The organism is Saccharothrix syringae, from assembly GCF_009498035.1.
Classification (GTDB): domain Bacteria; phylum Actinomycetota; class Actinomycetes; order Mycobacteriales; family Pseudonocardiaceae; genus Actinosynnema; species Actinosynnema syringae.
Genome location: NZ_CP034550.1, coordinates 10,410,618 through 10,433,494 on the forward strand (window position 1 = coordinate 10,410,618; position 22,877 = coordinate 10,433,494).

Below are 22,877 nucleotides of genomic sequence, written 5' to 3' on the forward strand. Positions count from 1 at the left end.
GCGGGGTTCCTCGGGGTCCCCCCGCCTGGCGGCACGTCACCAGCGGTAGTGGGCGAAGGCCTTGTTGGACTCGGCCATCTTGTGGGTGTCCTCGCGGCGCTTGACGCTCGCGCCCAGGCCGTTGCTCGCGTCGAGCAGCTCGTTCATCAGGCGCTCGACCATGGTCTTCTCGCGGCGCTGCCGGGAGAAGCTGATCAGCCAGCGCAGCGCCAGCGTGGTCGCGCGGCCCGGCTTGACCTCGACGGGCACCTGGTAGGTGGCGCCACCGACGCGGCGGGACTTGACCTCCAGCGCGGGCTTGACGTTGTCCAGGGCGCGCTTGAGCGTCACGACGGGGTCGGTGCCGGTCTTGTCGCGGGCACCTTCGAGGGCGCCGTACACGATCCGCTCGGCCACGGAGCGCTTGCCGTCGACCAGCACCTTGTTGATGAGCTGGGTCACCAGCGGAGAGCTGTAGACCGGGTCGGAGATCAGCGGCCGCTTCGGGGCCGGTCCCTTGCGGGGCATCAGCTCTTCTCCTTCTTCGCGCCGTAGCGGCTGCGAGCCTGCTTGCGGTTCTTCACGCCCTGCGTGTCCAGGGACCCGCGGATGATCTTGTAACGGACGCCGGGGAGGTCCTTAACGCGGCCACCGCGGACGAGCACCATCGAGTGCTCCTGGAGGTTGTGCCCCTCGCCCGGGATGTAGGCCGTGACCTCGATGCCGCTCGTCAGCTTCACGCGAGCGACCTTGCGCAGCGCCGAGTTCGGCTTCTTGGGCGTGGTGGTGTAGACGCGGGTGCACACACCGCGCCGCTGCGGGCTGCCCTTGAGCGCCGCGGTCTTCTGCTTGGCGACCTTGTCCTGCCGGCCCTTCCGGACCAGCTGCTGGATCGTTGGCATACGCCGGCTGCTTCTTCCGTTCGCGTGCTCGTCGCGTGGACGGCGAGCTCTGTTTACTTGGTCCCTCTCTGCACCCGAGGTCGGGCGTGTCGCCGCCTTCGGCCGGGGCCGGGGCACGTCACGCGACTCCTCAGGTCCGCAGGCGACATCCCAGGATGCCCCTACGCGTGGAGGTCACCGCGGCCGGCTTTCCAGCACCACTGGCGCGTAGGCACGCGGAGCGGCCCGACATGGGTCGGGCACGAGTAACAAAGATACCCCGCTCGGTTCCCAAGGGTCAAAACGGATGCCGGTTCCCCTTGACACCCACGACCCGTTCAACGCCACCCCCCGCCCGCGGGTTCCCGACCGGGCGGTGACGCGGCGCACCCGCCGCAGGTCAGCGGGGTTGCCGTGATCGACCAGGCGCACCGGGTGGACCGGGCACACTGGAACGGGTGAACTCCGATCTCGTCGCGGGCATGGCGGCGCTGGTGGACCCGGCCGCGGCACCCGAGGTGCTGGCGGTGCGCGGGGACGTCGTGGTGGTCCGCGTCGGCGACGTGGTGCTCAAGGCGCACGAGCGCGGCACGGACCTCCCCGCGCTGACCGGGCGCCTCCGGCTGGCGGCCGACCCGCGCCTGGCCGGCCTGCTGCTGGCACCCCGGTCCGCGCCCGCGGTGGTGCTGGGCCGGGTGGTGACGGCGTGGCCGCTGGGCTCCCCGGTGCCGCAGGGCGAGCCGGAGGACCTGCCGATGGAGGCCGCCGGGCGGATGCTGGCGGAGCTGCACCGGTTCACCGCCGCCGACTTCGCGCCGCCCGTGCCGGCGGCCGGCGCGTGGCCCCGGATGCGGCGGGCGGTGCGGGACCTGACCCTCGGCACGCCGGCGGCCGCGCTGGTGCGGCGGGCGTTCGCGACGCTGCCGGAGGTGCCCGCCGGGTCGGTGCTGATCCACGGCGACTGGCACCTGGGCCAGCTCGTCCGGCGCGACGGCGGGTACCGGCTGATCGACGTGGACGACCTGGGCGCGGGCGACCCGGCCTGGGACCTGGCGCGCCCGGCCGCGCTGCACCTGGCGGGCGTGCTCGACCCGGTGGCGTGGGGCCGGCTGCTCGGGGCCTACCACGAGGCCGGCGGGACGGGCGTGCCGCGGGACGACCCGTGGTCGGCGCTGGAGGTGCCGGCGCGGGCGCTGGTCGTCCAGATGGCGGCGCGTGCCCTCGTCGCTGCGGAGCGCGACGGCGTCGGGCTGAACGGCGCCCAGGAAGCTCTATTGGACGCGTGTGCCCGGATCGTGTCCACGCACGCACCCATGCGACGTGGCTAATATCGGGCACATCGCGCAAGGAGCAGGAGGGCTCACACGATGCAGTGCCCCAAGTGTCACGGGAATATGCGCACGTTCGACCGGATGGGCGTGCACATCGAGCAGTGCGACGGCTGCCGCGGGGTCTTCCTCGACTACGGCGAGTTGGAGGCCATCACCCGCCTGGAGCAGCAGATGGCGCCCCCGCCCCCGCCTCCGCCGGTGGCCCCCGCGCCGCAGGTGCACTACGTGCAGCAGCCGCCCCCGCCGGCCTGGGGCTACGGCGGCGGCCACTACGGGCACCGCAAGCACCGCGGCCTCGGCGGCCTGTTCTTCTCGTCCTGACCCGCGCGGGGGCGGCGGTTCCCGGTTGTCCCGGAACCGCCGCCCCCGGCGGTTGTCACTACCGAAAAACCGGGCAATAATCGGTAGTGACTGAGGAGGGTCGTGATGACCGTCGCCACCGAGGCAGCCCGCATCCGGGACCTGTTCGAGCAGGTCGCCGAGATCGAAGAGGTCGCGTCGAGCCTGTCCGAGGACGACGAGCGGCGCCGCAAGCTCAACGGCGTGGTGGCCAAGGCCCTGCGCGGCGCGCCCCCGGTGCGCCCCGTGGTCGCGGGCGAACTGCTCGCCCTGACCGAGAAGACGGTGAAGGCGTGGGCGCGCGAGGGCGTGCTCGCCATCCACAGCCAGGAGCCCCGGATGCTCCTGGACCCCACCCGGCTGCACGAGGTGCTGCACGTGGTGTCGGAGCTGCGCCGGGCGGGCCGGACCCGCGGCCTGCTCGACGAGGTGCACCGCAGGCTGAGCGACGCGGCCCTGCTGGAGCGCGCCGACCTGGCCACCAGCCTCGGGCAGATGAGCCGCGGTGAAGGGCGCGTGGTGCGCTGATCGAGGTCGTCGAAACCCCGGTGGCCGGCCACCAGGCCGCCGGCCTGCGCGGTGCCGCCCGCGTCGCCTACGACCGCTTCCTGGACGAGCTGTCGCACAGCGGCTGCGCGGCCCTCGGCTACCGGGTGACGGGCCCGGAGCCCCTGCCCCGGCTGTGCGTCAAGCACCTGCGCGGCACCGACCGCGTGGTCGTCGCCTTCCCCTCCCCGCGCACCGCGTGGATCCTCCTGGTCGGCCCGCACGACGACGACCCGGGCCGCGACCTCTACGAAGCCCTCTACGAACTGGCCGGCGTCCGCCCGCGCCTGGACGAGCGGCGCACCAAACCCCCCTGCTGCCGCGCCGCCTCCCCGTTCCCCGCCACTCCCCCGCTGGCCGACAGCGACCTGGTCGACGACCTGGTCGCCCGCGCCCGCTCCCTGGCCAAATCCCGCCGCCGCCTCCCCTGACCCCCGCGTGTCCTCCACTCGGACACCGCGTGTCCTCCACTCAGGCCGGGCGTGTCATGCCTTCAGCACCCGCGAGTCGAACCTCCAGCACCCTCGTGTCGAACGTTCAGACCCCCCGAGTTCGACGTTCGCGGCGAACGCGCAGCGACCCGGGCACCCGGTCCGGGGCACCAGCAGCACCCCGGACCGGGCCACCCCCGTCAGCCGGTGACCGCGAGGTGCCCGTCGACGGGCACCGGCCGCGGCGCCTTGCCGGGCGCGGGCGCCGCGGCGGGCGGGGTCGTCGTGCTCGTCGGCCGGGCGGCCGGCGGCTCCTGCGGCGCGCTCGGCACGGGCTCGGTCACGGCCGCGGCCTTCGCGCACGTGGCGGACGCGATCTCGATCCGCTGGAGCCCCGGCACCTCGATCGCCACCGCGACCACGGTGAGCGACCCGTCGGCGCCGCGCCGCTGCTCGTTCAGCGTCACGGACGCCACCCCGGGCACCCGCACCCCGGTGTTGGCACCGGGGTTCAGCTCCAGGGAGGTGTCGCCGAGCTTCGCGCCCGCGAGCGTGACGCCGCCCTCCCCGTTCTCGCACGACGCGCTGATCACCCGCGCGGACAGGTCCACGGGCAGCCGCACGACGCCGAGCCGGGCGCTGAGGTCGGCCACGCCCGCCCTCGCCCGCCCCGCGTCGACCTCGGCGTTGAGGGCACCGGCGGTCAGCACGGGCACGGGCCCCTCGGGCAGCGAGACCCGGGCCACCGAGGTCTGCCGGAACCCCTCGGCACCGCCCAGCGAGGCCAGCGGCCCGACGGTGAGGACCCCGGACGCGGACAGCGCGGTGGCCGACCCGCCCGGGGCCTTCGCCGCCGCCGAGGCGACCGGCGCCGCGGGGACGCCGACGAGGAACGCGCACAACACCGCCGCGGCGGTCTTCCGACAGGACACGGTCTTCCCTCTCTGGGGCGTCACTTGACGATCACCACGGTGCCGAGCGGCAGGGTGAGGAGGAGGTCCAGCGCGTCGTCCGGCACCCGGACGCACCCGTCGCTGGTGGCGGTGCCGAACGGCGTGTCGTCCGGCCAGCCGTGCAGCGCCACGGTGCCGGGGCCGCCGCCGAACGTCTCGTGCGTGTCGGAGTGGGCGCCCAGGGGCAGCACGTAGGGGCTGAACGTGGTCACGGTCTCCTTGATGGAGGCCATGATGTAGGTGCGCCCGGTCGGCGTGGGGTGCTCGGCGGAGCCGGTGCCGACCGTCCACTGCCCGATCGACCGCCCCCGCTCCACCACCTCCATCCGGAACGCGGCCAGGTCGACGGTGACCAGGTAGTCGTTCTCGGCGCGCTCGAAGTCGTCACCGCCGGTGTGCACCCAGCCCGTGGAGCGGTTGGGGCGGGACGGCAGCAGCACCTGCGACCACCCGTCCTCGCGGGTGATCTCCGGGACCCACGTGGGCGAGCCGAGCTGGGTGGCGGGGAGCCTGGCGACGGCCCGGCCGCCGGGCGCCTCGTAGACCACGACGTCGTCCTCGGGCCGCAGCACCTGCCCCGCGGTCGGCGCGGTCTCGTGGTCCTGCGGCAGGGAGTCGATCTTCGCGAAGGTGGTCGCCTCGGGCAGCGCCGCGAACGACTGCCCGTCCACGGCGACGGGTCTGGCCCGGGGTTCGACGGTGGTGCCGCCGCACGCGGCGAGGGTTGCGGTGATCGCCGCGCACAGGGCGACCACGAAGGCACGGGACATGGGGGTTGTTCGATCCTTCTGCCGGGAGAAGCGGGCGAAGGCGCGGCGGTGCCCTCCGGACAGCGGTGCGCGGGTTCGCCGGTTCTCGGCGCCGCGACCAGCGGAAACCTATCTACCCCCCGGTAGCGTCGGCAAGAGGAGTAGCGGTTCTTCACCTGGATACCGCAGCGCGCGTTACTCCTGGCAGCGGAGCGTGACCGGACAAGCGAGAAGGCCCCCGGAGCGAGGAGCTCCGGGGGCCTTCCCAGCTACTGGCTTCAGCGGTAGTCGCGGCCGAAGTCGTAGTCGTCCAGCGGGACCGCGGCACCGGTGCCCGTGCCGAAGACGTCCGGCGTGTAGTAGCCGTCGTCGTAGCTCGGGATCGCGTACGCCGCCGCACGCGCCTCCTCGGTCGGCTGCACCTGGATGTTCCGGTACCGGTTGATGCCGGTGCCGGCCGGGATCAGCTTGCCGATGATCACGTTCTCCTTCAGGCCGATCAGCTTGTCCGACCGGCCGTTGATGGCGGCGTCGGTCAGCACGCGCGTCGTCTCCTGGAAGGAGGCCGCGGACAGCCACGAGTCGGTCGCGAGCGACGCCTTCGTGATGCCCATCAGCACCGGGCGGCCGGCCGCGGGCTCGCCGCCCTCGGCCACCACGGCCCGGTTGCCCGACTCGAACTCCGCGCGCTCGACCAGCGAGCCCGGCAGGAACTCGGTCGCACCCGAGTCGATGATCGTCACCCGGCGCAGCATCTGCCGGACGATGACCTCGATGTGCTTGTCGTGGATCGCCACGCCCTGGGCCCGGTAGACCTTCTGGACCTCCTGCACCAGGTGCAGCTGGGCCTCGCGCGGACCCATGACGCGCAGCACCTCGTGCGGGTCGGGCGTGCCCTCCAGCAGCTGCTGGCCGACGTGCACGTGGTCGCCGTCCTGCAGCGGGCCGGTCGGGGTGTTGGCCAGGCGCTGGCGCTTCGACAGCTTGTCGAAGACGATCTCCTCGGACCCGTCGTCCGGGATGAGGGTGATCTTCCAGAACCGGTCGCCGTCCTCGATGCGCACCCGGCCGTCGACGTCCGCGATGGGCGCCTTGCCCTTGGGCACGCGGGCCTCGAACAGCTCCTGGACACGGGGCAGACCGGTGGTGATGTCGTCACCGGCCACACCGCCCTGGTGGAAGGTGCGCATGGTCAGCTGCGTGCCGGGCTCACCGATCGACTGGGCGGCCACGATGCCCACGGCCTCGCCGACGTCGACCAGCTTGCCGGTCGCCATCGAGCGGCCGTAGCAGGACGCGCACACGCCGACCGCCGACTCGCAGGTCAGCACCGAGCGCACCTTCACCCGGACCACGCCCGCCTCGACGAGCGTCGCCAGGGCCGGGTCGCCCAGGTCGTCGCCGCGGTTGAGCACCACGTTGCCGTTGGCGTCGGTGATGTCCTCGGCGATGGTCCGCGCGTAGACCGAGGTCTGCGCGAACTCGTGCAGGACCACCTTGTCGCCCAGGCGCTCGCCCACGGTCATGTTCACGCCGCGGGTGGTGCCGCAGTCGATCTCGCGGATGATCACGTCCTGCGAGACGTCCACCAGACGACGGGTCAGGTAACCCGAGTCGGCGGTGCGCAGCGCGGTGTCGGCCAGGCCCTTGCGGGCACCGTGCGTGGCGATGAAGTACTCCAGCACCGACAGGCCCTCGCGGAACGAGTTCTTGATCGGCCGCGGGATGTACTCGCCCTTCGGGTTGGTCACCAGGCCGCGCATGCCGGCCAGCGACCGCACCTGGGTCATGTTGCCCGCCGCCCCGGACTTCACGATCATGCGGATCGAGTTGTCCTCGGGGAAGTTGGCCTCCATGACCTCGGCGACCTCTTCGGTGGCCTTGGTCCACACCTTGACCAGCTCGTTGTTGCGCTCCGCGTAGGAGAGCTGACCGCGCTGGTAGCGCTTCTCGACCGCGTCCGCCAGCTTCTCGTACTCGTCGAGGATGCCCTGCTTGGCCTCCGGCACGAGCACGTCGGAGATCGCGACGGTCACGCCCGACCGGGTGGCCCAGTAGAAGCCGGCGTCCTTCAGCTTGTCCAGCGTCCGGGCGACGGTGACCATCGGGTACCGCTCGGCGAGGTCGTTGATGATCGTGGCCTGCCGCTTCTTCGGCATGACCTCGTTGATGAACGGGTAGTCCGCGGGCAGGATCTCGTTGAACAGCACCCGGCCCAGGGTGGTCTCGGCCAGCCACGGCTGACCGGGCTCCCAGCCCTCCGGCTCCTGGCCCTTCGGCGGGTTCTTGTCCGTGATGCGGATCTTGCACATCGCCTGCAGGCCCAGGGCCTTGCGGTCGAAGGCCATCTGCGCCTCGGCCGGCGACGAGAACGCGTGGCCCTCGCCGAGGTCGTTCTCCTTGTGCCGGGTCAGGTGGTACAGGCCGGTCACCATGTCCAGTCGCGGCATGGCCAGCGGCTTGCCCGACGCGGGCGAGAGGATGTTGTTCGACGACAGCATCAGCACGCGCGCCTCGGCCTGCGCCTCGGCGGACAGCGGCAGGTGGACCGCCATCTGGTCACCGTCGAAGTCCGCGTTGAACGCCTCGCAGACCAGCGGGTGCAGCTGGATGGCCTTGCCCTCGACCAGCTGCGGCTCGAACGCCTGGATGCCGAGGCGGTGCAGCGTGGGCGCGCGGTTGAGCAGCACCGGGTGCTCGGTGATGACCTCTTCCAGCACGTCCCACACGGCCGGGCGGGCGCGCTCGACCATGCGCTTGGCCGACTTGATGTTCTGCGCGTGGTTGAGGTCGACCAGCCGCTTCATCACGAACGGCTTGAACAGCTCCAGCGCCATCTGCTTGGGCAGGCCGCACTGGTGCAGCTTCAGCTGCGGGCCGACCACGATGACCGAGCGGCCGGAGTAGTCGACGCGCTTGCCGAGCAGGTTCTGGCGGAACCGGCCCTGCTTGCCCTTGAGCAGGTCGGACAGCGACTTCAGCGGCCGGTTGCCCGGGCCCGTCACCGGCCGGCCGCGGCGGCCGTTGTCGAACAGCGCGTCGACGGCCTCCTGCAGCATCCGCTTCTCGTTGTTGACGATGATCTCGGGCGCGCCGAGGTCGATCAGCCTCTTGAGGCGGTTGTTGCGGTTGATGACGCGGCGGTACAGGTCGTTCAGGTCGGAGGTCGCGAAGCGGCCACCGTCGAGCTGCACCATCGGGCGCAGGTCCGGCGGGATGACCGGGACGCAGTCCAGCACCATGCCCTGCGGGTTGTTGCGGGTCGCCTGGAAGGCGGCCACGACCTTCAGCCGCTTGAGGGCGCGCAGCTTCTTCTGGCCCTTGCCGGTGCGGATGGTCTCGCGCAGCACCTCGGCCTCGGCGTCCACGTCGTAGTCACCCAGCAGCTTCTGGATGGCCTCGGCGCCCATGGCACCGGTGAAGTAGTCGCCGTAGCGGTCGTACAGCTCGCGGTAGAGCAGCTCGTCCGCGATGAGCTGGGCCTTCTCCAGCTTGGTGAAGGTGGACCAGATCTCGTCGAGCCGGTCCAGCTCGCGCTGGGCGCGGTCGCGGAGCTGGCGCATCTCGCGCTCGCCGCCCTCCTTGACCTTGCGGCGGACGTCGGACTTGGCGCCCTCGGCCTCCAGCTCGGCCAGGTCGGCTTCCAGCTTCTGCGCGCGCGCCTCGACGTCGGCGTCGCGCCGGTTCTCCACGCGCTTGCGCTCGACCTGCATCTCGTTCTCGAGGGTCGGCAGGTCGTTGTGGCGCAGCTCGGTGTTCACGCCCACGATGACGTAGGCGGCGAAGTAGATGATCTTCTCGAGGTCCTTGGGGGCCAGGTCGAGCAGGTAGCCCAGCCGGCTCGGGACGCCCTTGAAGTACCAGATGTGCGTGACGGGGGCGGCCAGTTCGATGTGGCCCATCCGCTCGCGGCGCACCTTGGCGCGGGTCACCTCGACGCCGCAGCGCTCGCAGATGATGCCCTTGAAGCGGACGCGCTTGTACTTGCCGCAGTAGCACTCCCAGTCCCGGGTGGGACCGAAGATCTTCTCGCAGAACAAGCCGTCCTTCTCCGGCTTGAGCGTGCGGTAGTTGATGGTCTCGGGCTTCTTGACCTCGCCGTAGGACCACTGGCGGATGTCGTCCGCGGTCGCGAGACCGATGCGGAGCTCATCGAAGAAGTTGACGTCGAGCACGTCTACTCTCTTCCCCTTTTTGTTTCGGTGCTGCTGCTTGGGTGCTGGTGGCGGGGTCACCGGGGGGCGCGGGAGGTGCCCCCCGGTGACCGGCGAGGACTAGTTGACGACGTCGTCCACGGACGGCGACTCGGACCTCGACAGGTTGATGCCGAGGTTCGCGGCCGCGCGCTCCAGGTCTTCGTCGTCGCCGTCGCGCATCTCGATCGCGGCGCCGTCCGAGGACAGCACCTCGACGTTGAGGCACAGCGACTGCAGCTCCTTGAGCAGCACCTTGAAGGACTCCGGGATACCCGGCTCCGGGATGTTCTCGCCCTTGACGATGGCCTCGTAGACCTTCACGCGGCCGAGCACGTCGTCGGACTTGATGGTCAGCAGCTCCTGCAGGGTGTAGGCGGCGCCGTACGCCTGCATCGCCCAGCACTCCATCTCGCCGAAGCGCTGGCCGCCGAACTGCGCCTTACCACCCAGCGGCTGCTGCGTGATCATCGAGTACGGGCCGGTCGAGCGGGCGTGGATCTTGTCGTCGACCAGGTGCAGCAGCTTCAGGATGTACATGTAGCCGACCGACACCGGGAAGGGGTACGGCTCGCCGCTGCGCCCGTCGAAGAGCTGCGCCTTGCCGTTCTCCTTGACCATCCGCTCGCCGTCGCGGTTCGGGATCGTCGAGCCGAGCAGGCCCGTGATCTCGTCCTCGCGCGCGCCGTCGAAGACCGGGGTCGCGGTCTTCGTGTTCGGCTCGACGTCGTACAGCTCCTCGGGCAGGTTCTGCGCCCACTCCGGCAGGCCGTCGATCTTCCAGCCCTGCTTGGCGATCCACCCGAGGTGGGTCTCCAGGACCTGGCCGATGTTCATACGACGGGGGACGCCGTGCGTGTTCAGCACGATGTCGACCGGCGTGCCGTCCTCCAGGAACGGCATGTCCTCGACCGGGAGGATCTTGCCGATGACGCCCTTGTTGCCGTGGCGGCCGGCGAGCTTGTCGCCGTCCTGGATCTTGCGCTTCTGGGCCACGTAGACGCGGACCAGCTCGTTCACGCCGGGGGGCAGCTCGTCGTCGTCCTCGCGGCTGAACACGCGGATGCCGATGACCTTGCCGTACTCGCCGTGCGGCACCTTCAGCGAGGTGTCGCGCACCTCGCGGGCCTTCTCGCCGAAGATCGCGCGGAGCAGGCGCTCCTCCGGGGTCAGCTCGGTCTCGCCCTTCGGGGTGACCTTGCCGACCAGGATGTCGCCGGGCTGGACCTCGGCGCCGATGCGGATGATGCCGCGCTCGTCGAGGTCGGCCAGGACCTCCTCGGAGACGTTCGGGATGTCCCGGGTGATCTCCTCGGCGCCCAGCTTGGTGTCCCGCGCGTCGATCTCGTGCTCCTCGATGTGGATCGAGGTCAGGACGTCGTCCTGCACGAGGCGCTGCGACAGGATGATCGCGTCCTCGTAGTTGTGGCCCTCCCACGGCATGATCGCGACGAGCAGGTTCTTGCCCAGCGCCATCTCGCCGTTCTCGGTGCACGGTCCGTCGGCCAGGACCTGGCCCTCCTGCACCCGGTCGCCCTCGTTGACGATGGGCTTCTGGTTGATGCAGGTGCCCTGGTTCGAGCGGCGGAACTTGTGCAGGCCGTAGGTCTGCCGCGAGCCGTCGTCGGCCATGACCGTGACGTAGTCGGCGGAGATCTCCTCGACCACACCGGTCTTCTTGGCCACCACGACGTCACCGGCGTCGACCGCGGCGCGCAGCTCCATGCCCGTGCCGACCAGCGGCGACTCGCTGCGCAGCAGCGGCACCGCCTGGCGCTGCATGTTCGCGCCCATCAGCGCGCGGTTGGCGTCGTCGTGCTCCAGGAAGGGGATCATGGCGGTCGCGGCGGAGACCATCTGCCGCGGCGAGACGTCCATGTAGTCGACGTCGCGCGGGTCGATCATCTCGACCTCGCCGCCCTTCTTGCGGACCAGGACGCGGTCCTCCAGGAAGTTGCCCTCGTCGTCGATGCGGGCGTTCGCCTGCGCCTTGACGTACCGGTCCTCCTCGTCCGCGGTCAGGTAGTCGACCTGGTCGGTGACCCGGCCGTCGACGACCTTGCGGTACGGCGTCTCGATGAAGCCGAACGGGTTGACCCGCCCGTAGGAGGACAGCGAGCCGATCAGGCCGATGTTCGGGCCTTCCGGCGTCTCGATCGGGCACATGCGGCCGTAGTGCGACGGGTGGACGTCGCGGACCTCCATGCCGGCCCGCTCGCGGGACAGGCCGCCGGGGCCCAGCGCCGACAGGCGGCGCTTGTGGGTCAGGCCGGCCAGCGGGTTCGTCTGGTCCATGAACTGCGAGAGCTGGGAGGTGCCGAAGAACTCCTTGATCGCCGCCACCACGGGGCGGATGTTGATCAGGGTCTGCGGCGTGATCGCCTCGACGTCCTGGGTCGTCATGCGCTCGCGCACGACGCGCTCCATGCGGGACAGGCCGACCCGGATCTGGTTCTGGATCAGCTCGCCGACGGTGCGCAGGCGGCGGTTGCCGAAGTGGTCGATGTCGTCGACCTCGACGGGCACCTCGGTCTCGCCCGGCTGCATCGTCGTCTCACCGGCGTGCAGGCGGACCAGGTACTCGATCGTGGTGACGATGTCGTCCTCGGTCAGCACACCCGTGGTGATCGGGATGTCCAGGCCCAGCTTCTTGTTGACCTTGTACCGGCCGACCTTGGCGAGGTCGTAGCGCTTGTCCTTGAAGAACAGGTTCTCCAGCAGGGCCTGCGCGGACTCCTTCGTCGGCGGCTCGCCCGGGCGCAGCTTGCGGTAGATGTCCAGCAGCGCCTCGTCGGTGCCCGCCGTGTGGTCCTTCTCCAGGGTGGTCAGCAGCGTCTCGGAGAACGCGAAGCGCTCGCGGATCTGCTCGGTGCTCCACCCCAGCGCCTTCAGCAGCACGGTCACCGGCTGGCGGCGCTTGCGGTCGATGCGGACACCGACGGTGTCGCGCTTGTCGACGTCGAACTCCAGCCACGCGCCGCGGGACGGGATGATCTTGACGCTGAAGACGTCCTTGTCGGTCGTCTTGTCGATCGCCGTGTCGAAGTAGACACCCGGCGACCGGACGAGCTGGGACACCACGACCCGCTCGGTGCCGTTGATGATGAACGTGCCCTTGTCCGTCATCATCGGGAAGTCACCCATGAACACCGTCTGGCTCTTGATCTCGCCGGTGGTGTGGTTGGTGAACTCCGCCGTGACGAACAGCGGGGCCGCGTACGTCATGTCCTTGTCCTTGCACTCCTCGGTCGAGGCCTTGACCTCGTCGAAGCGCGGGTCGGAGAAGGAGAGCGACATCGAGCCGGAGAAGTCCTCGATCGGGGAGATCTCGTTCAGGACCTCCTCGAGGCCGCCGGTCGGGGCCTCGTCACCCTCGTCGACGCGGCGCTGGAACCACGCCTCGTCGCCGGTGAGCCATTCGAAGGACTGGATCTGCAGGTCGAGCAGGTTGGGCGTCTGAAGCGGTTCGTGGATCTTCGCGAAGGAGACTCGCTTCGGCGCTCCGGGGATCCCCGACGTGGAGTTGGTCGCAGCAGTGGCCTTGGTCGCGCGAGAGATCGCCAAGATGCGTCCTTCCAGGGACAGGTAGCTGGCTAGCAGCGGACTAGCACGGCTGTCAAGGGTGCGGCGATGCCCGGCAATCCAGCTCTCGGCGAAGGGCAAACGGAAAGAGGGCAGCGCAAAGGAGCAGTCTAGCCACGCGCGCGGCAACTGTCGAGAGGCACCTGGAAGGACCTTTCTCGTGCTCACCGACAGAGTGACCCCGCCGACGCCCGCAGTCAAGATGCCACGCGGCGATCACTCCAGTGGCGCAAACGGCGATAACGCGGCGTTACGGTCTTGACGTGCGGAAATACATGGACGTGAGCATCGGTGAACCTTTGGCGGGCACGGTCGCCCCCTCGGGAGTCCGTGGCGATTCCGTTCGGTCACTGAGCCGAAAGTGTGACGCACATCACGCTAAAAGGGCTTGGCCGGGGGTGTCGGGGTCCTGAGTGGACGACACGCGGTGCCGGACCGGAGGACACGCGGTGCCCGAGCGGGGGACACGCGCGACTCCGGGGGTTCGGGCCGGGGGTGGCGGGGTAAGGAGGGGGCGGCGAAGGGCCGGGCGGAGGACCGGCGGGCGGGTGCGGTCGGTCAGGCTGGTGCGGGTGGGCCGGTGCGGTGCGGTCGGTCAGGCCGGTGCGGTCAGGCCGGTGCGGTGCGGTCAGGCTGGTGGGCGGGTCAGCACTTGGCCACCTCGGCGGCCTGGTCGCCGGTCTGGCCGAACATCTCCATGTTGTCGACCTTCCACCGGCCGTCGACGCGCTGGGCGCTCGCCCGCATCATCGCGATGCCGCCGCCGCTCTGGTTGTCGGTGGTGCGGGTGGTGACCTGGTCGAGGAAGAGCAGGACCGTGGCGCGGTCGCCGTCGAGCGAGGTCACGCCGCTGGAGACGGCCTTCACCGTGACCACCAGCTTCTGCTCGGGCGCCAGGGTGCGGACCGGGCCGAAGATCGCGTTGTACTGGCACTGGGCCTTGCCGATCAGCAGCTCGTTGGCGGCCTTCTCGGTGGCGGCGACGTCGGCGAAGTTGTACGAGAACGCCTTCTCCACGGCCTCGCGGGTCTGGCCGGCCACCTCGGTGGTGCCGGCGCTGTCGACCAGGGCCCGGTTGTAGCGCACGTTCCCCGCCTGCTGCTGGAACCACGCGCCGAGGCCGACCAGCAGCGCGGCCAGCACGACCAGGGCGACGGGCAGGACCAGGCCGTCCCGGCCGCGCTTCGCGGTCCCGCGCTCGCCGTGCCGGACGTCGGTCGCGTCGGCCGCGTTGGCCGCCGGGTCGTCGAGCACGCTCGCGGGCACCGCCTCGCCGGTGCGCTTGCGCCTGCCCCGGGGTGCGGGGGTGGGCGTGCCGGACTCGTCCTCGGGGCGGTCCTCGGCGGGCTCGATCAGGCCCAGCTCCCCTGGCGACCGGGGCGAGGCGGCCTCGGTGACCTCGGGGGATTCGACGACCTCGGTGACCTCGGCGGGCTCGGTGACCCCGGCGGCCCCGGTCTCGGGGGCGTCGACCTCCGGGTCGGTGGGCTTGGCGGGGCGTTTGCGCAGGCCGGCGACCTTGGGGCGGACCCCGGGCGGGGTCGGGACGGGGCGGCGGCGGGACGGGGGCACGGTCATCTCCTCGCGTTCACGCGCCGCCGGCCAGGACCGGGCCCAGCGCGCTGAGCTTCCACCCGGCGTCGGTGCGGGTCAGGTCGGTCTGGTAGCGGTTGACCTTCTTGACCGGCTGCCCGCCCTCCGGCGTCACGGTGCTCTCCACCACGGCGATCAGGTGCGCCTTCCCGGCCCGCGCGTCCAGCTCGGTCACGGCGGCGTCGAGCACCCGGCTCGTGGTCGACGTCCTGGCGTCCTGGATCTGCTTCTTCCGGTTCTCCCGCCCGTTCTCGACCTCCGACCGCAGGTCACCGGTCGACGAGTCCAGCCACCGGTCCAGGCCCTCGTCGACCTTCGCGTAGTCCAGCGTGGTGAAGTTGACGATGCCGACCTGCCCGACCCGCAGCACCTCGTCCCGCTCCCGGGAGAAGGCCACCGACTCGCTGGACGACGCGCTCCACCACGACACCCCGGCCCACACCGCGTAACCGGCGGCCAGCACCGCGAGCACCGCCGCGACCGGCGGGAACCAACGCCGAAGTCCCATCACGTCCCTCCTCAGCCCGGCAGGCCGAGCAGCTGCCCGAGGCTGGTCAGCAGCGGCGCGCCGGCCGCCTGACCCGCCGTCGGCTCCAGGCCCGGCTGGGTGGTCTCGGTACCGGTCGGCGTGCTCGGGGTGCCACCGTAAGGCGCGTTCTGCGCACCCCGCACGCTGGTGGCGCTGCCCCTGGCCAGCGCGCAGTACGCCTGCGTGTTCAGCGGTGCCCCGCTGGTGTCGGTGCCCTGCCGGATCGTGGTGCCCTCGTAACCGACCGTGCACGACGGCGGGTCGAACACGTTCAGCGCGAGGCCGAAGTGCGCGCCCGTCCCGTCGCCCTTCGCGACCGAGAAGCCGCCGCCGACCACGATCGGGTAGGTCACCGCGATCTGCTCCAGCCCGTCGAGCCTGGTCACCAGGATGTTGCCGGTGGTCAGCAGGTTGGCGAGCACGACGCCGAGGTTCGGCCCGCTCTCCCGCAGCAGCGCCGACACCTGCTCGGCGGCCTGCGGCGACACGCCGATCAGCCGCCTGAGGTCGCCGTCGGAGTCCTTGAGCTGCCCGGCCAGCGCCCGCAGGTCCGCCGAGAACGACCGGATGGCGCCGCCCTGCTCGGCCTGGGTGCCCAGCACCACCAGGCCGTCGGTCAGCAGCGCCTTGGTCTGCGGCAGGTGGTCGGTGGCGGCCTGGGTGAACGCCCGGGTGTTGTCCAGCAGCACCTGGAGGTCGCCGCCGGTGCCGTCGAACGCCCGGTCCAGCTCGTCGACCACGGTCCGCAGCGAGTCGGTCGGCACCGACCTGGCGAACGCGTCGAGGTTGGTCAGCAGGGTGTCCACGGGCGGCGGCGTGCTCGTGGCCGACCTGGGGATGACCGAGCCGTCGCCGAGGTAGGGCCCGTCCTCGCGGCGCGGCCGCAGGTCCACGTACTGCTCGCCCACCGCGGACCGGTTGGCGACCACGGCCTCCAGGTCGTCCGGGATGGGCGGCGCGCCGGGGTCGATGCCCAGGTCGACGTCGAGCCCGTCGGCGGTCAGCCGCATCTGCCCGACCCGGCCGACGCCGACGCCGCGGTAGGTGACCTCGGCGTTGGTGAACACGCCGCCGGAGTCGGCCAGCTGCACGGTCACCACGTACCCGGTGGCGCCGAACAGCCGGCCCAGGCCCGCGTAGCGGGCACCGACGTAGCTGACGCCGACCAGCGCGATGACCACGAACGCGCCGATCTGGAGCCTGGTCCTGCGGGGGATCACCGGCCGACACCTCCGAGCAGCGCGCCGAGCAGGTCGCCGAGCCCGGACTGGACGGGCACCGACGGCAGCGGCAGGTTGGGCAGCGGTAGCGGCAGGGACGGCGCGGTGCCGGTGATGCCCGGCAGCTCCGGCACCACCGACTGCCGCGACCGGCCCAGGTTGTCCACGATCGTGCCCAGGTTCAGGTCGATGTCGGCGTACAGGTTGGTGTAGTCGCCCTTCACGCCCGCCACCGCCGAGTCCGGGAACGGGTAGGTCGCCAGCAGCTCCAGCCCGTGGGGCAGGTTGGCGCCCGCCTCGGCGAGCTTCTGCAACGTCGGCGTCAGCGCCTTCAGGTCGGCCACGATGTCGTCCTTGGACCTGTTCACCGTGTCCACGGCCACGTCGGCCAGCGCGTCGAGCGACTGGAGCAGGGTCACCAGCTGGGTGCGCTGCTCGCTGATCACCCGCAGACCGGGCTCCAGGCCGTCGAGCACGCCGGCGATCCGGTCGCGCTGGGCGTTGAGCGCCCCGCCGAGCCGGTTGAGGCCGTCGAGCGCGCGGGTGATCTCGCCCTTGTGCGCGTCCAGCTCCCCGACCAGCGTGTTCAGCCGGTCCAGCAGCGACCGCAGCTGCGGCTCGTTGCCCTCCATGGCGGCGTTCAGCTCGCGCGAGATGTCCTGGAGCTGGGCCACGCCACCGCCGTTGAGCAGCATGGACAGCGCGCCGAAGACCTCCTCGACCTCGGGGTTGCGGTTGGTCCGCTCCACCGGGATGACCGAGCCGTCGCCGAGCCGCCCCTCCTCGGCGCCCTCGGCCGGGCGGTCCAGCTCCACGTACTTCTCACCGAGCAGCGCGGACTGGCGCAGCCGGGCGACCGCGTTGCCCGGCAGCCGCACGTCGCCGTTGACCAGCACGGTCACCTCGGCGGTCCAGCCGTCGGCGGCGAGGTCGATGCGGTCGACCCGGCCGACCGGCACGTCGGCGACCTTCACGCCGGCCTGCGGCACGAGGTCCAGCACGTCCTTGAACCGCACCTTCACCGCGTACGGCCGGTCGCCGAGGTCGGCGCCGCCGGGCAGGGGCATGTTGTAGACGCCGTCGAAGCCGCCCGAGCCGCAGCCGGTGAGCAGCAGCGCGGAGGTCACCAGGACCGCGAGTCGCCTCATCGGGGCACCCCTCCCAGCGGCAGCGGCAGCGGCACCTTGCCCTGGGTCAGGTCGGCGACCACCTGGGCGGGCGTGTTGAGCGCCACCTGCCCGGACAGGATCGGTTCCAGCTGTTGGCAGGCTTGCGACAGCACGCCCGGCACGCGGCCGGGCTCGATGCCCTGCACGAGCTTGCAGACCAGCACGATCGGCGGCTGGCTGAGCTCGTTGAGGTTGGCGCGGGTGTCGAGGGTGCCGGAGGCCGCGTTGTAGGAGTTCTGGAGGTTGCCCAGGGCCAGCGGCGCCACGTCCAGCGTCTCGGCCAGCGCGGCCCGCTGGTCGACCAGGACCTGGGTGATGCCGGTCAGCTTGTCGACGTTCGACTTGAGCACCGCCCGGTTGTCCCGGATGAAGCCCTGCACCTGCCCCAGGGCCGTGGCCAGCTCGGCCAGCGCGGCGCCCAGGTTCTCCCGCTCGTCGGCGAGGAACCCGGCGACCTCGGCCAGCTGCCGGTTGACGTCGCGCACCTGGCTGTCGTTGGCGGCGAGCATGCCGGTGAACGACTGGAGCTGGTCCACGGTGGTGAACAGGTCGTCCTTGGAGCCGGACAGGGTGCGGGTGGCGTCGCCGAGCCGCTCGATGGTGTCGCCGAGGGCCTGGCCGTTGCCCGCCAGGCCGGCCGCGGCGCTGTCGAGCAGCTCGGACAGCGCGCCGTCGCGGTTGGCGCCGTTCGGGCCGAGCGCGGTGGTCAGCTCGTCCAGGCTCGCGTACAGCTCGTCCAGCTCGACCGGGGTGGCGGTGCGCTCGCGCGGGATGGTCACGCCGTCGGCCAGGGTCGGCCCGCCGGTGTAGGCGGGGGCGAGCTGCACGTAGCGGTCGCTGACCACGCTGGGCGCGACCACGACCGCCTGCGCGTCCGCGGGCACCTCCACCGACCGGTCCAGCGACATGGTGACCCGGACGGTCGTGCCCCGGGGCTCCACCTCGTCGATCGAGCCGATCCGCACGCCGAGCACGCGCACGTCCGAGCCGGGGTAGACGCCGACGGCCGCGCCGAAGATCGCGGTCACCCGCCTGCTGTCGCCGCCCGCGAACACCCACCACAGCGCGGCGGCCGCGACGAGCGCGAGCACGCACGCCACCGCCACCGCGCGGGACAGGTCGCGTCCTGCCTTCGTGGTCGCCACGTCAGTTCCCACCCCCGGTCGCGGGCGAGCGCTGCACGCCCGGCGGGAGGCAGCCCTCTTCGTTGAAGCCGACCACGCCCAGGTTCACCGAGGGCGGCAGCAGGCCGCAGATGTAGACGTCGAACCAGCGGCCGTTGCCCAGGGTGTTGGCGAACACCCGGTAGAACGGCGCCATCAGGGCCAGGCTGCGCTCCAGGGTGTCCTGGTTGCGCTGGAGCACCTCGGTCACCCGGTCGAGCTGCTCCAGGGCGGGCCGCAGCTGCTCCTGGTTGTCGGTGACCAGCCCGGACAGCTCCCGGGACAGCGCGCGGGTGCCGCCCAGCAGCGCCACGATCGCGTCCCGGCGCTTGCGCAGCTCCTCCAGCAGCGAGTTGCCGTCCGCGAGCAGCCGCTCGAACTGCTCGTTGCGGTCGGCGAGGGTCTTGGTGATCTGCCGGGTGTTGGCCAGCAGCTCGGCCAGCTCCTCGTCGCGGGAGGAGATCGTCTTCGACAGCGCCGACAGGCCGTCCAGGGCGCCGCGGACGCTCTCCGCCGAGCCCTGGAAGGTCTCCGAGAGCACCTGGAAGCTGTCCGCGAGCTGCCGAGTGTCGATCTGCCCGACCGTGGACGCCAGCCCGTTGAACGCCTCCTGCACGTCGTACGGGGACAGCGTGCGCTCGCGCGGGATGGGCGTGCCGGGGTCCAGCGCCTGGCCGCCCTGCGGGTCCAGGGCCAGGAACTTCTGGCCGAGCAGCGTCTTGATCCGGATGGTGGCGGTGGTGCGGTCGCCCACCCAGGCGTCCTTGACCCGGAACGAGACCCGGACCTTGTCGCCGTCGAGCTCGACCGCGGTGACCTCGCCGACCTTCACGCCCGCCACGCGCACCTCGTTCGACTCGACCAGGCCCGCGGCCTCGGTGAACTCGGCCGAGTACGTGGTGCCGCCGCCGATGATCGGCAGGTCGTCGGAGTTGAACGCGGCGAGCAGCAGCAGCGCGATCACGGTCAGGGAGACCACGCCGACCGTGACGGGGTTGCGTTCGGGCTTCACGGGCGGCACCTCGGCTGCGTGACCGGCAGGACGTTGATCGGGATCGGGTCGTTGACCACCGGTGGCACGGCCACCTGCCCGGTGCCCTCGCACAGGAAGAAGTTGAACCAGGAGCCGTAGGAGGCGGTCCTGGCCAGCGACTCCAGCTTGCCGGGCAGGTTCCGGATCACGCCCTCGACCACCTCCTCGTTGTCCGCGAGGTTCCGTGACACCAGGCCGAGGTTGGCGATGTCGTCCTTGAGCGGCTGCCGGGACTCCGCCAGCAGGCCGGCGGTGGTGGTGCCCAGCTCGCCCAGGGCGCTGATCGCCTCGCCGATCGGCTGCCGGTCGGCGGCGAGGCCCGAGGTCAGCTCCTGCACGGTGGTGACCAGCGCGGACACCTGGTCGGTGCGCTCGTTCACGGTGTCCAGCACGGCGTTGAGGTTGGTGACGACCTCGCCGATGACCTGGTCGCGGCTCGCCAGCGTGGTGGTCAGCGACGCGGTGTGGCGCAGCAGCGCGTCGACCGTGCCGCCCTCGCCCTGGAGGACCTTGATGATCTCCTCGGACAGCTTGTTCACGTCGTCCGGGTTCAGCGCCTGGAACAGCGGCTTGAAGCCGTTGAACAGCACGGTCAGGTCCAGCGCCGGCCGGGTCCGCTCCAGCGGGATCACCTCGTCGGGCGACAGCGGCGACGGGTCGCCCGCGCCGGGCTCCAGCGCGATGTACCGCTGGCCGACCAGGTTGCGGTACTTGATCGTCGCGGTCACCGAGGCGGGCAGGGTGCGGTCGCCCTCCAGGGAGAACCGGACCTCGGCCAGCCGCCGGTCCACCACCCGGACCTGCTCGACCTGGCCGACCCGGACGCCCGCGATGCGCACGTCGTCGCCCTCGTTGAGTGCGGTCACGTCGGTGAACCGGGCGGTGTAGTCGGTGGCGCCGCCGAAGCTGACGTTGGCGATGGTCACCGCGAGCAGGGCGGTGGCCAGCACGGTGACCGTGGCGAAGACCGCCAGCTTGACCAGGGGCGCGACGAGGGTCCTCACGCGGTCACCTCCGCGCCCCGGTACAGCGGGCCGAGCAGCAGCGCGGTGAAGCTCGGCATCTGGTCCCGCTCCAGGCCGAACTGGGGCGCCAGCAGGCCCGCCAGGAAGTCCTGCTCGGCGGGCGAGTTCGCCAGCGTCGGCACGCCGGTGAACGAGGACGGCGAGGTCGTGCCCGAAGGGGTCGTGCCCAGCGAGTTCACCCCGGTCGCGGGCGGCAGGACGCCGTCGGCGGCCACCCGGCCGGGCGGCGGCGGGGTCGAGCCGTCCCGCACCGGGCCCTCCGGCGGGTACTGGGGGAACGGGTCGGGCCGCGGCACGATGTCGTAGCAGCGGGGGCCGCGCTTGTCGGCGTACTCCGGCTCGTCCTTCCCCGGCTCGTACTTGCCGCGGTTGGCGGTGACCTCCAGGGTGATGTGCAGGCCCGGCTCGTCGGTGCCCTTGCCGAACACCTGGTCCATGATCGGCTTGAACTCCGACAGGCCCTTGAGCAGGCACGGGTACTCGGGCGCGTACTTCGCCAGCACCTCCAGCGTCGGCTGCGACACGTCGGCCAGCTGGATCAGGTTGTTCTTGTTCACCGCGAGGAAGCTGCCCAGGTCGGTGGACGTGGTGGTCAGCGAGCCGTACAGGTTCACCAGCGCGTCCCGCTGCTCGACCAGGGTGCGGCTGGTGGTCGTGGCGTCGGTCAGGGCCTGGACCAGGTCCGGCGCGGCGTCGGCGTAGACGTCGGTGACGTCGGCCAGCCGGCTGATGCCCTCCTTGAGCGCGGGCAGCTGCGGGTTGAACTCGCCCAGGTAGGAGTCGAGCTGGACCAGCGTCTCCCCCAGCGGCCTCCCCCGGTTCTCCAGGGCCTGCGACACCGCGGTGAGCGTGGTGGCCAGCTTCTCCGGCTGCACCGCCTGGAGCACCGGCATCAGGTCGTCGAGCACGCGCTCCAGCTCGACCGCGCCGCCGGAGCGGTCCTGCTCGATCACGTCGCCCTCGTCCAGGTGCCCGCCACCCGCGCGGGCCCCGGGCAGCACGAGGTGCACGTACCGCTCGCCGAACAGGGTCTTGGGCAGCAGGCGCGCGGACACGCCGGCCGGGATGTGCCCGACCTGGTCGGGGTCGAGCGCCAGGTCCAGCTCGGCGCCGTCGCCCGCGGTGCGGATGGCGTCGACCTTGCCCACGACCATGCCGCGGACCTTCACGTCGGAGTCGACCAGCAGCTGGTTGCCGATCCGGTCGGCCTTCAGCGTCACCCGGACGACCTTGGTGAACGCGTCGTCGTAGAGCGCGACCGTGAGCGCGAGGAACAGGGCGATCACGGCGAGGAACACGACGCCCAGGAAGCGCCTCCTGATCATCCGGCGATCCTCACCGTCGTGGTGGTGCCCCAGATCGCCATGCTCAGGAAGAAGTCCAGCAGGCTGGTCGTGACGATGGCGGTGCGCACCGCGCGACCGACCGCGACGCCCACGCCCGCCGGGCCGCCGCTGGCGCGGTAGCCGTAGTAGCAGTGGGTCAGGATGATCACGACCGAGAAGACGAGCACCTTGCCGAACGACCAGAGCACGTCCACCGGGGGTAGGAACAGGTTGAAGTAGTGGTCGTACGTGCCCGCCGACTGGCCGTAGAACTCGACCGTGATGAACCGCGCGGCCAGGTAGGAGGTGAGCAGGCCGATCACGTACAGCGGGATGATCGCGACGAAACCCGCGATGATCCGGGTGGTGACCAGGAACGGCAGGCTGGGGATGCCCATGACCTCCAGCGCGTCGATCTCCTCGGAGATCCGCATCGCGCCCAGCTGGGCGGTGAAGCCCGAGCCCACGGTCGCGGACAGCGCGAGCCCGGCCACCAGCGGCGCGATCTCGCGGGTGTTGAAGTAGGCGGACACGAAGCCCGCGAACGCCGACGTGCCGATCTGGTTCAGCGCGGTGAAGCCCTGGAGGCCGACCACGGTGCCGGTGAACACCGACAGGCCGACCATGACGCCGATCGTGCCGCCGATGACCGCCAGCGCGCCCGAGCCGAAGCTCACCTCGGCGAGCAGGCGCAGCGTCTCCCGCAGGTAGCGGGTCAGCGTGCGCGGCGTCCACGCCAGCGCGCGCAGGTAGAACCAGAGCTGGTCGCCGAGGGTGTCGAGCACCGACAGCGGTGCGCCGGCCGCCTTGCGGAACCGGTCGTTGAGCGTGGCCAC

The 22,877-nt window shown here is 71.4% G+C and carries 19 protein-coding genes; 4 read left to right on the top strand and 15 right to left on the bottom strand.

Annotated elements, in window-relative coordinates; all coding sequences use genetic code 11:
• Positions 1-36: 36 nt before the first annotated feature.
• Together rpsG and rpsL are read right to left on the bottom strand one after the other, a co-directional pair.
• Positions 37-507: a 30S ribosomal protein S7 gene (rpsG, locus tag EKG83_RS44100; protein ID WP_033428572.1), complete on the bottom strand. Its 471-nt coding sequence runs from the start codon at positions 505-507 to the stop codon at positions 37-39.
• Entirely contained in the window at positions 507-881 is a 375-nt protein-coding gene (gene rpsL / locus EKG83_RS44105; RefSeq protein ID WP_030473471.1) for a 30S ribosomal protein S12, read from the bottom strand. Before rpsL ends, rpsG begins: the two co-directional genes overlap by 1 nt.
• A 437-nt stretch (positions 882-1,318) precedes the next feature.
• On the opposite strand from rpsL, the gene EKG83_RS44110 reads away from it, so the two are divergent.
• From EKG83_RS44110 to EKG83_RS44125, 4 genes are all read left to right on the top strand, one after another.
• Positions 1,319-2,188 carry a phosphotransferase gene (locus EKG83_RS44110; protein WP_033428571.1) on the top strand — a complete coding sequence of 290 codons (870 nt, stop codon included), beginning with the start codon at positions 1,319-1,321 and terminating at the stop codon, positions 2,186-2,188.
• A 39-nt stretch (positions 2,189-2,227) separates the two neighbouring features.
• On the top strand, positions 2,228-2,512 hold the full coding sequence (locus EKG83_RS44115) for a TFIIB-type zinc ribbon-containing protein (protein WP_084716049.1): 285 nt from the start codon (positions 2,228-2,230) through the stop codon (positions 2,510-2,512).
• 105 nt (positions 2,513-2,617) lie between these two features.
• Complete coding sequence (locus EKG83_RS44120; RefSeq protein WP_033428569.1) at positions 2,618-3,058, top strand: hypothetical protein; 441 nt, start codon at positions 2,618-2,620, stop codon at positions 3,056-3,058.
• 20 nt (positions 3,059-3,078) lie between these two features.
• Entirely contained in the window at positions 3,079-3,507 is a 429-nt protein-coding gene (locus EKG83_RS44125) for a hypothetical protein (protein ID WP_033428568.1), read from the top strand.
• A 200-nt stretch (positions 3,508-3,707) separates the two neighbouring features.
• Here the strand turns inward: EKG83_RS44125 and EKG83_RS44130 are convergent, their stop codons facing one another.
• From EKG83_RS44130 to EKG83_RS44190, 13 genes are all read right to left on the bottom strand, one after another.
• Positions 3,708-4,439 carry a choice-of-anchor P family protein gene (locus EKG83_RS44130; RefSeq protein WP_153278803.1) on the bottom strand — a complete coding sequence of 244 codons (732 nt, stop codon included), beginning with the start codon at positions 4,437-4,439 and terminating at the stop codon, positions 3,708-3,710.
• 20 nt (positions 4,440-4,459) lie between these two features.
• The gene (locus EKG83_RS44135) at positions 4,460-5,230 is read right to left on the bottom strand and encodes a L,D-transpeptidase (protein WP_228122429.1); all 771 of its coding nucleotides are present in this window, start codon (positions 5,228-5,230) and stop codon (positions 4,460-4,462) included.
• Between the two features lie 257 nt (positions 5,231-5,487).
• Complete coding sequence (locus EKG83_RS44140; protein ID WP_033428567.1) at positions 5,488-9,384, bottom strand: DNA-directed RNA polymerase subunit beta'; 3,897 nt, start codon at positions 9,382-9,384, stop codon at positions 5,488-5,490.
• 99 nt (positions 9,385-9,483) lie between these two features.
• Positions 9,484-12,966, bottom strand: a complete 3,483-nt coding sequence (gene rpoB / locus EKG83_RS44145; protein ID WP_033428566.1) for a DNA-directed RNA polymerase subunit beta — start codon at positions 12,964-12,966, stop codon at positions 9,484-9,486.
• Between the two features lie 663 nt (positions 12,967-13,629).
• A complete protein-coding gene (locus EKG83_RS44150; RefSeq protein WP_153278804.1) occupies positions 13,630-14,556 on the bottom strand; it encodes a hypothetical protein in 927 nt (308 codons plus the stop codon).
• A gap of 16 nt (positions 14,557-14,572) precedes the next feature.
• Positions 14,573-15,085, bottom strand: a complete 513-nt coding sequence (locus EKG83_RS44155) for a nuclear transport factor 2 family protein (RefSeq protein WP_033428565.1) — start codon at positions 15,083-15,085, stop codon at positions 14,573-14,575.
• 11 nt (positions 15,086-15,096) lie between these two features.
• On the bottom strand, positions 15,097-16,326 hold the full coding sequence (locus tag EKG83_RS44160) for an MCE family protein (RefSeq protein ID WP_033428564.1): 1,230 nt from the start codon (positions 16,324-16,326) through the stop codon (positions 15,097-15,099).
• Complete coding sequence (locus tag EKG83_RS44165) at positions 16,323-17,474, bottom strand: MCE family protein (protein WP_033428563.1); 1,152 nt, start codon at positions 17,472-17,474, stop codon at positions 16,323-16,325. The genes EKG83_RS44160 and EKG83_RS44165 overlap by 4 nt, the downstream gene beginning before the upstream one ends.
• On the bottom strand, positions 17,471-18,640 hold the full coding sequence (locus EKG83_RS44170) for an MCE family protein (protein WP_051764668.1): 1,170 nt from the start codon (positions 18,638-18,640) through the stop codon (positions 17,471-17,473). The genes EKG83_RS44165 and EKG83_RS44170 overlap by 4 nt, the downstream gene beginning before the upstream one ends.
• A 1-nt stretch (position 18,641) precedes the next feature.
• Positions 18,642-19,670: an MCE family protein gene (locus EKG83_RS44175; protein WP_033428562.1), complete on the bottom strand. Its 1,029-nt coding sequence runs from the start codon at positions 19,668-19,670 to the stop codon at positions 18,642-18,644.
• Complete coding sequence (locus tag EKG83_RS44180) at positions 19,667-20,695, bottom strand: MCE family protein (RefSeq protein ID WP_033428561.1); 1,029 nt, start codon at positions 20,693-20,695, stop codon at positions 19,667-19,669. Before EKG83_RS44180 ends, EKG83_RS44175 begins: the two co-directional genes overlap by 4 nt.
• Complete coding sequence (locus tag EKG83_RS44185) at positions 20,692-22,041, bottom strand: MCE family protein (RefSeq protein ID WP_033428560.1); 1,350 nt, start codon at positions 22,039-22,041, stop codon at positions 20,692-20,694. The genes EKG83_RS44180 and EKG83_RS44185 overlap by 4 nt, the downstream gene beginning before the upstream one ends.
• A complete protein-coding gene (locus EKG83_RS44190) occupies positions 22,038-22,877 on the bottom strand; it encodes an MlaE family ABC transporter permease (RefSeq protein ID WP_033428559.1) in 840 nt (279 codons plus the stop codon). The genes EKG83_RS44185 and EKG83_RS44190 overlap by 4 nt, the downstream gene beginning before the upstream one ends.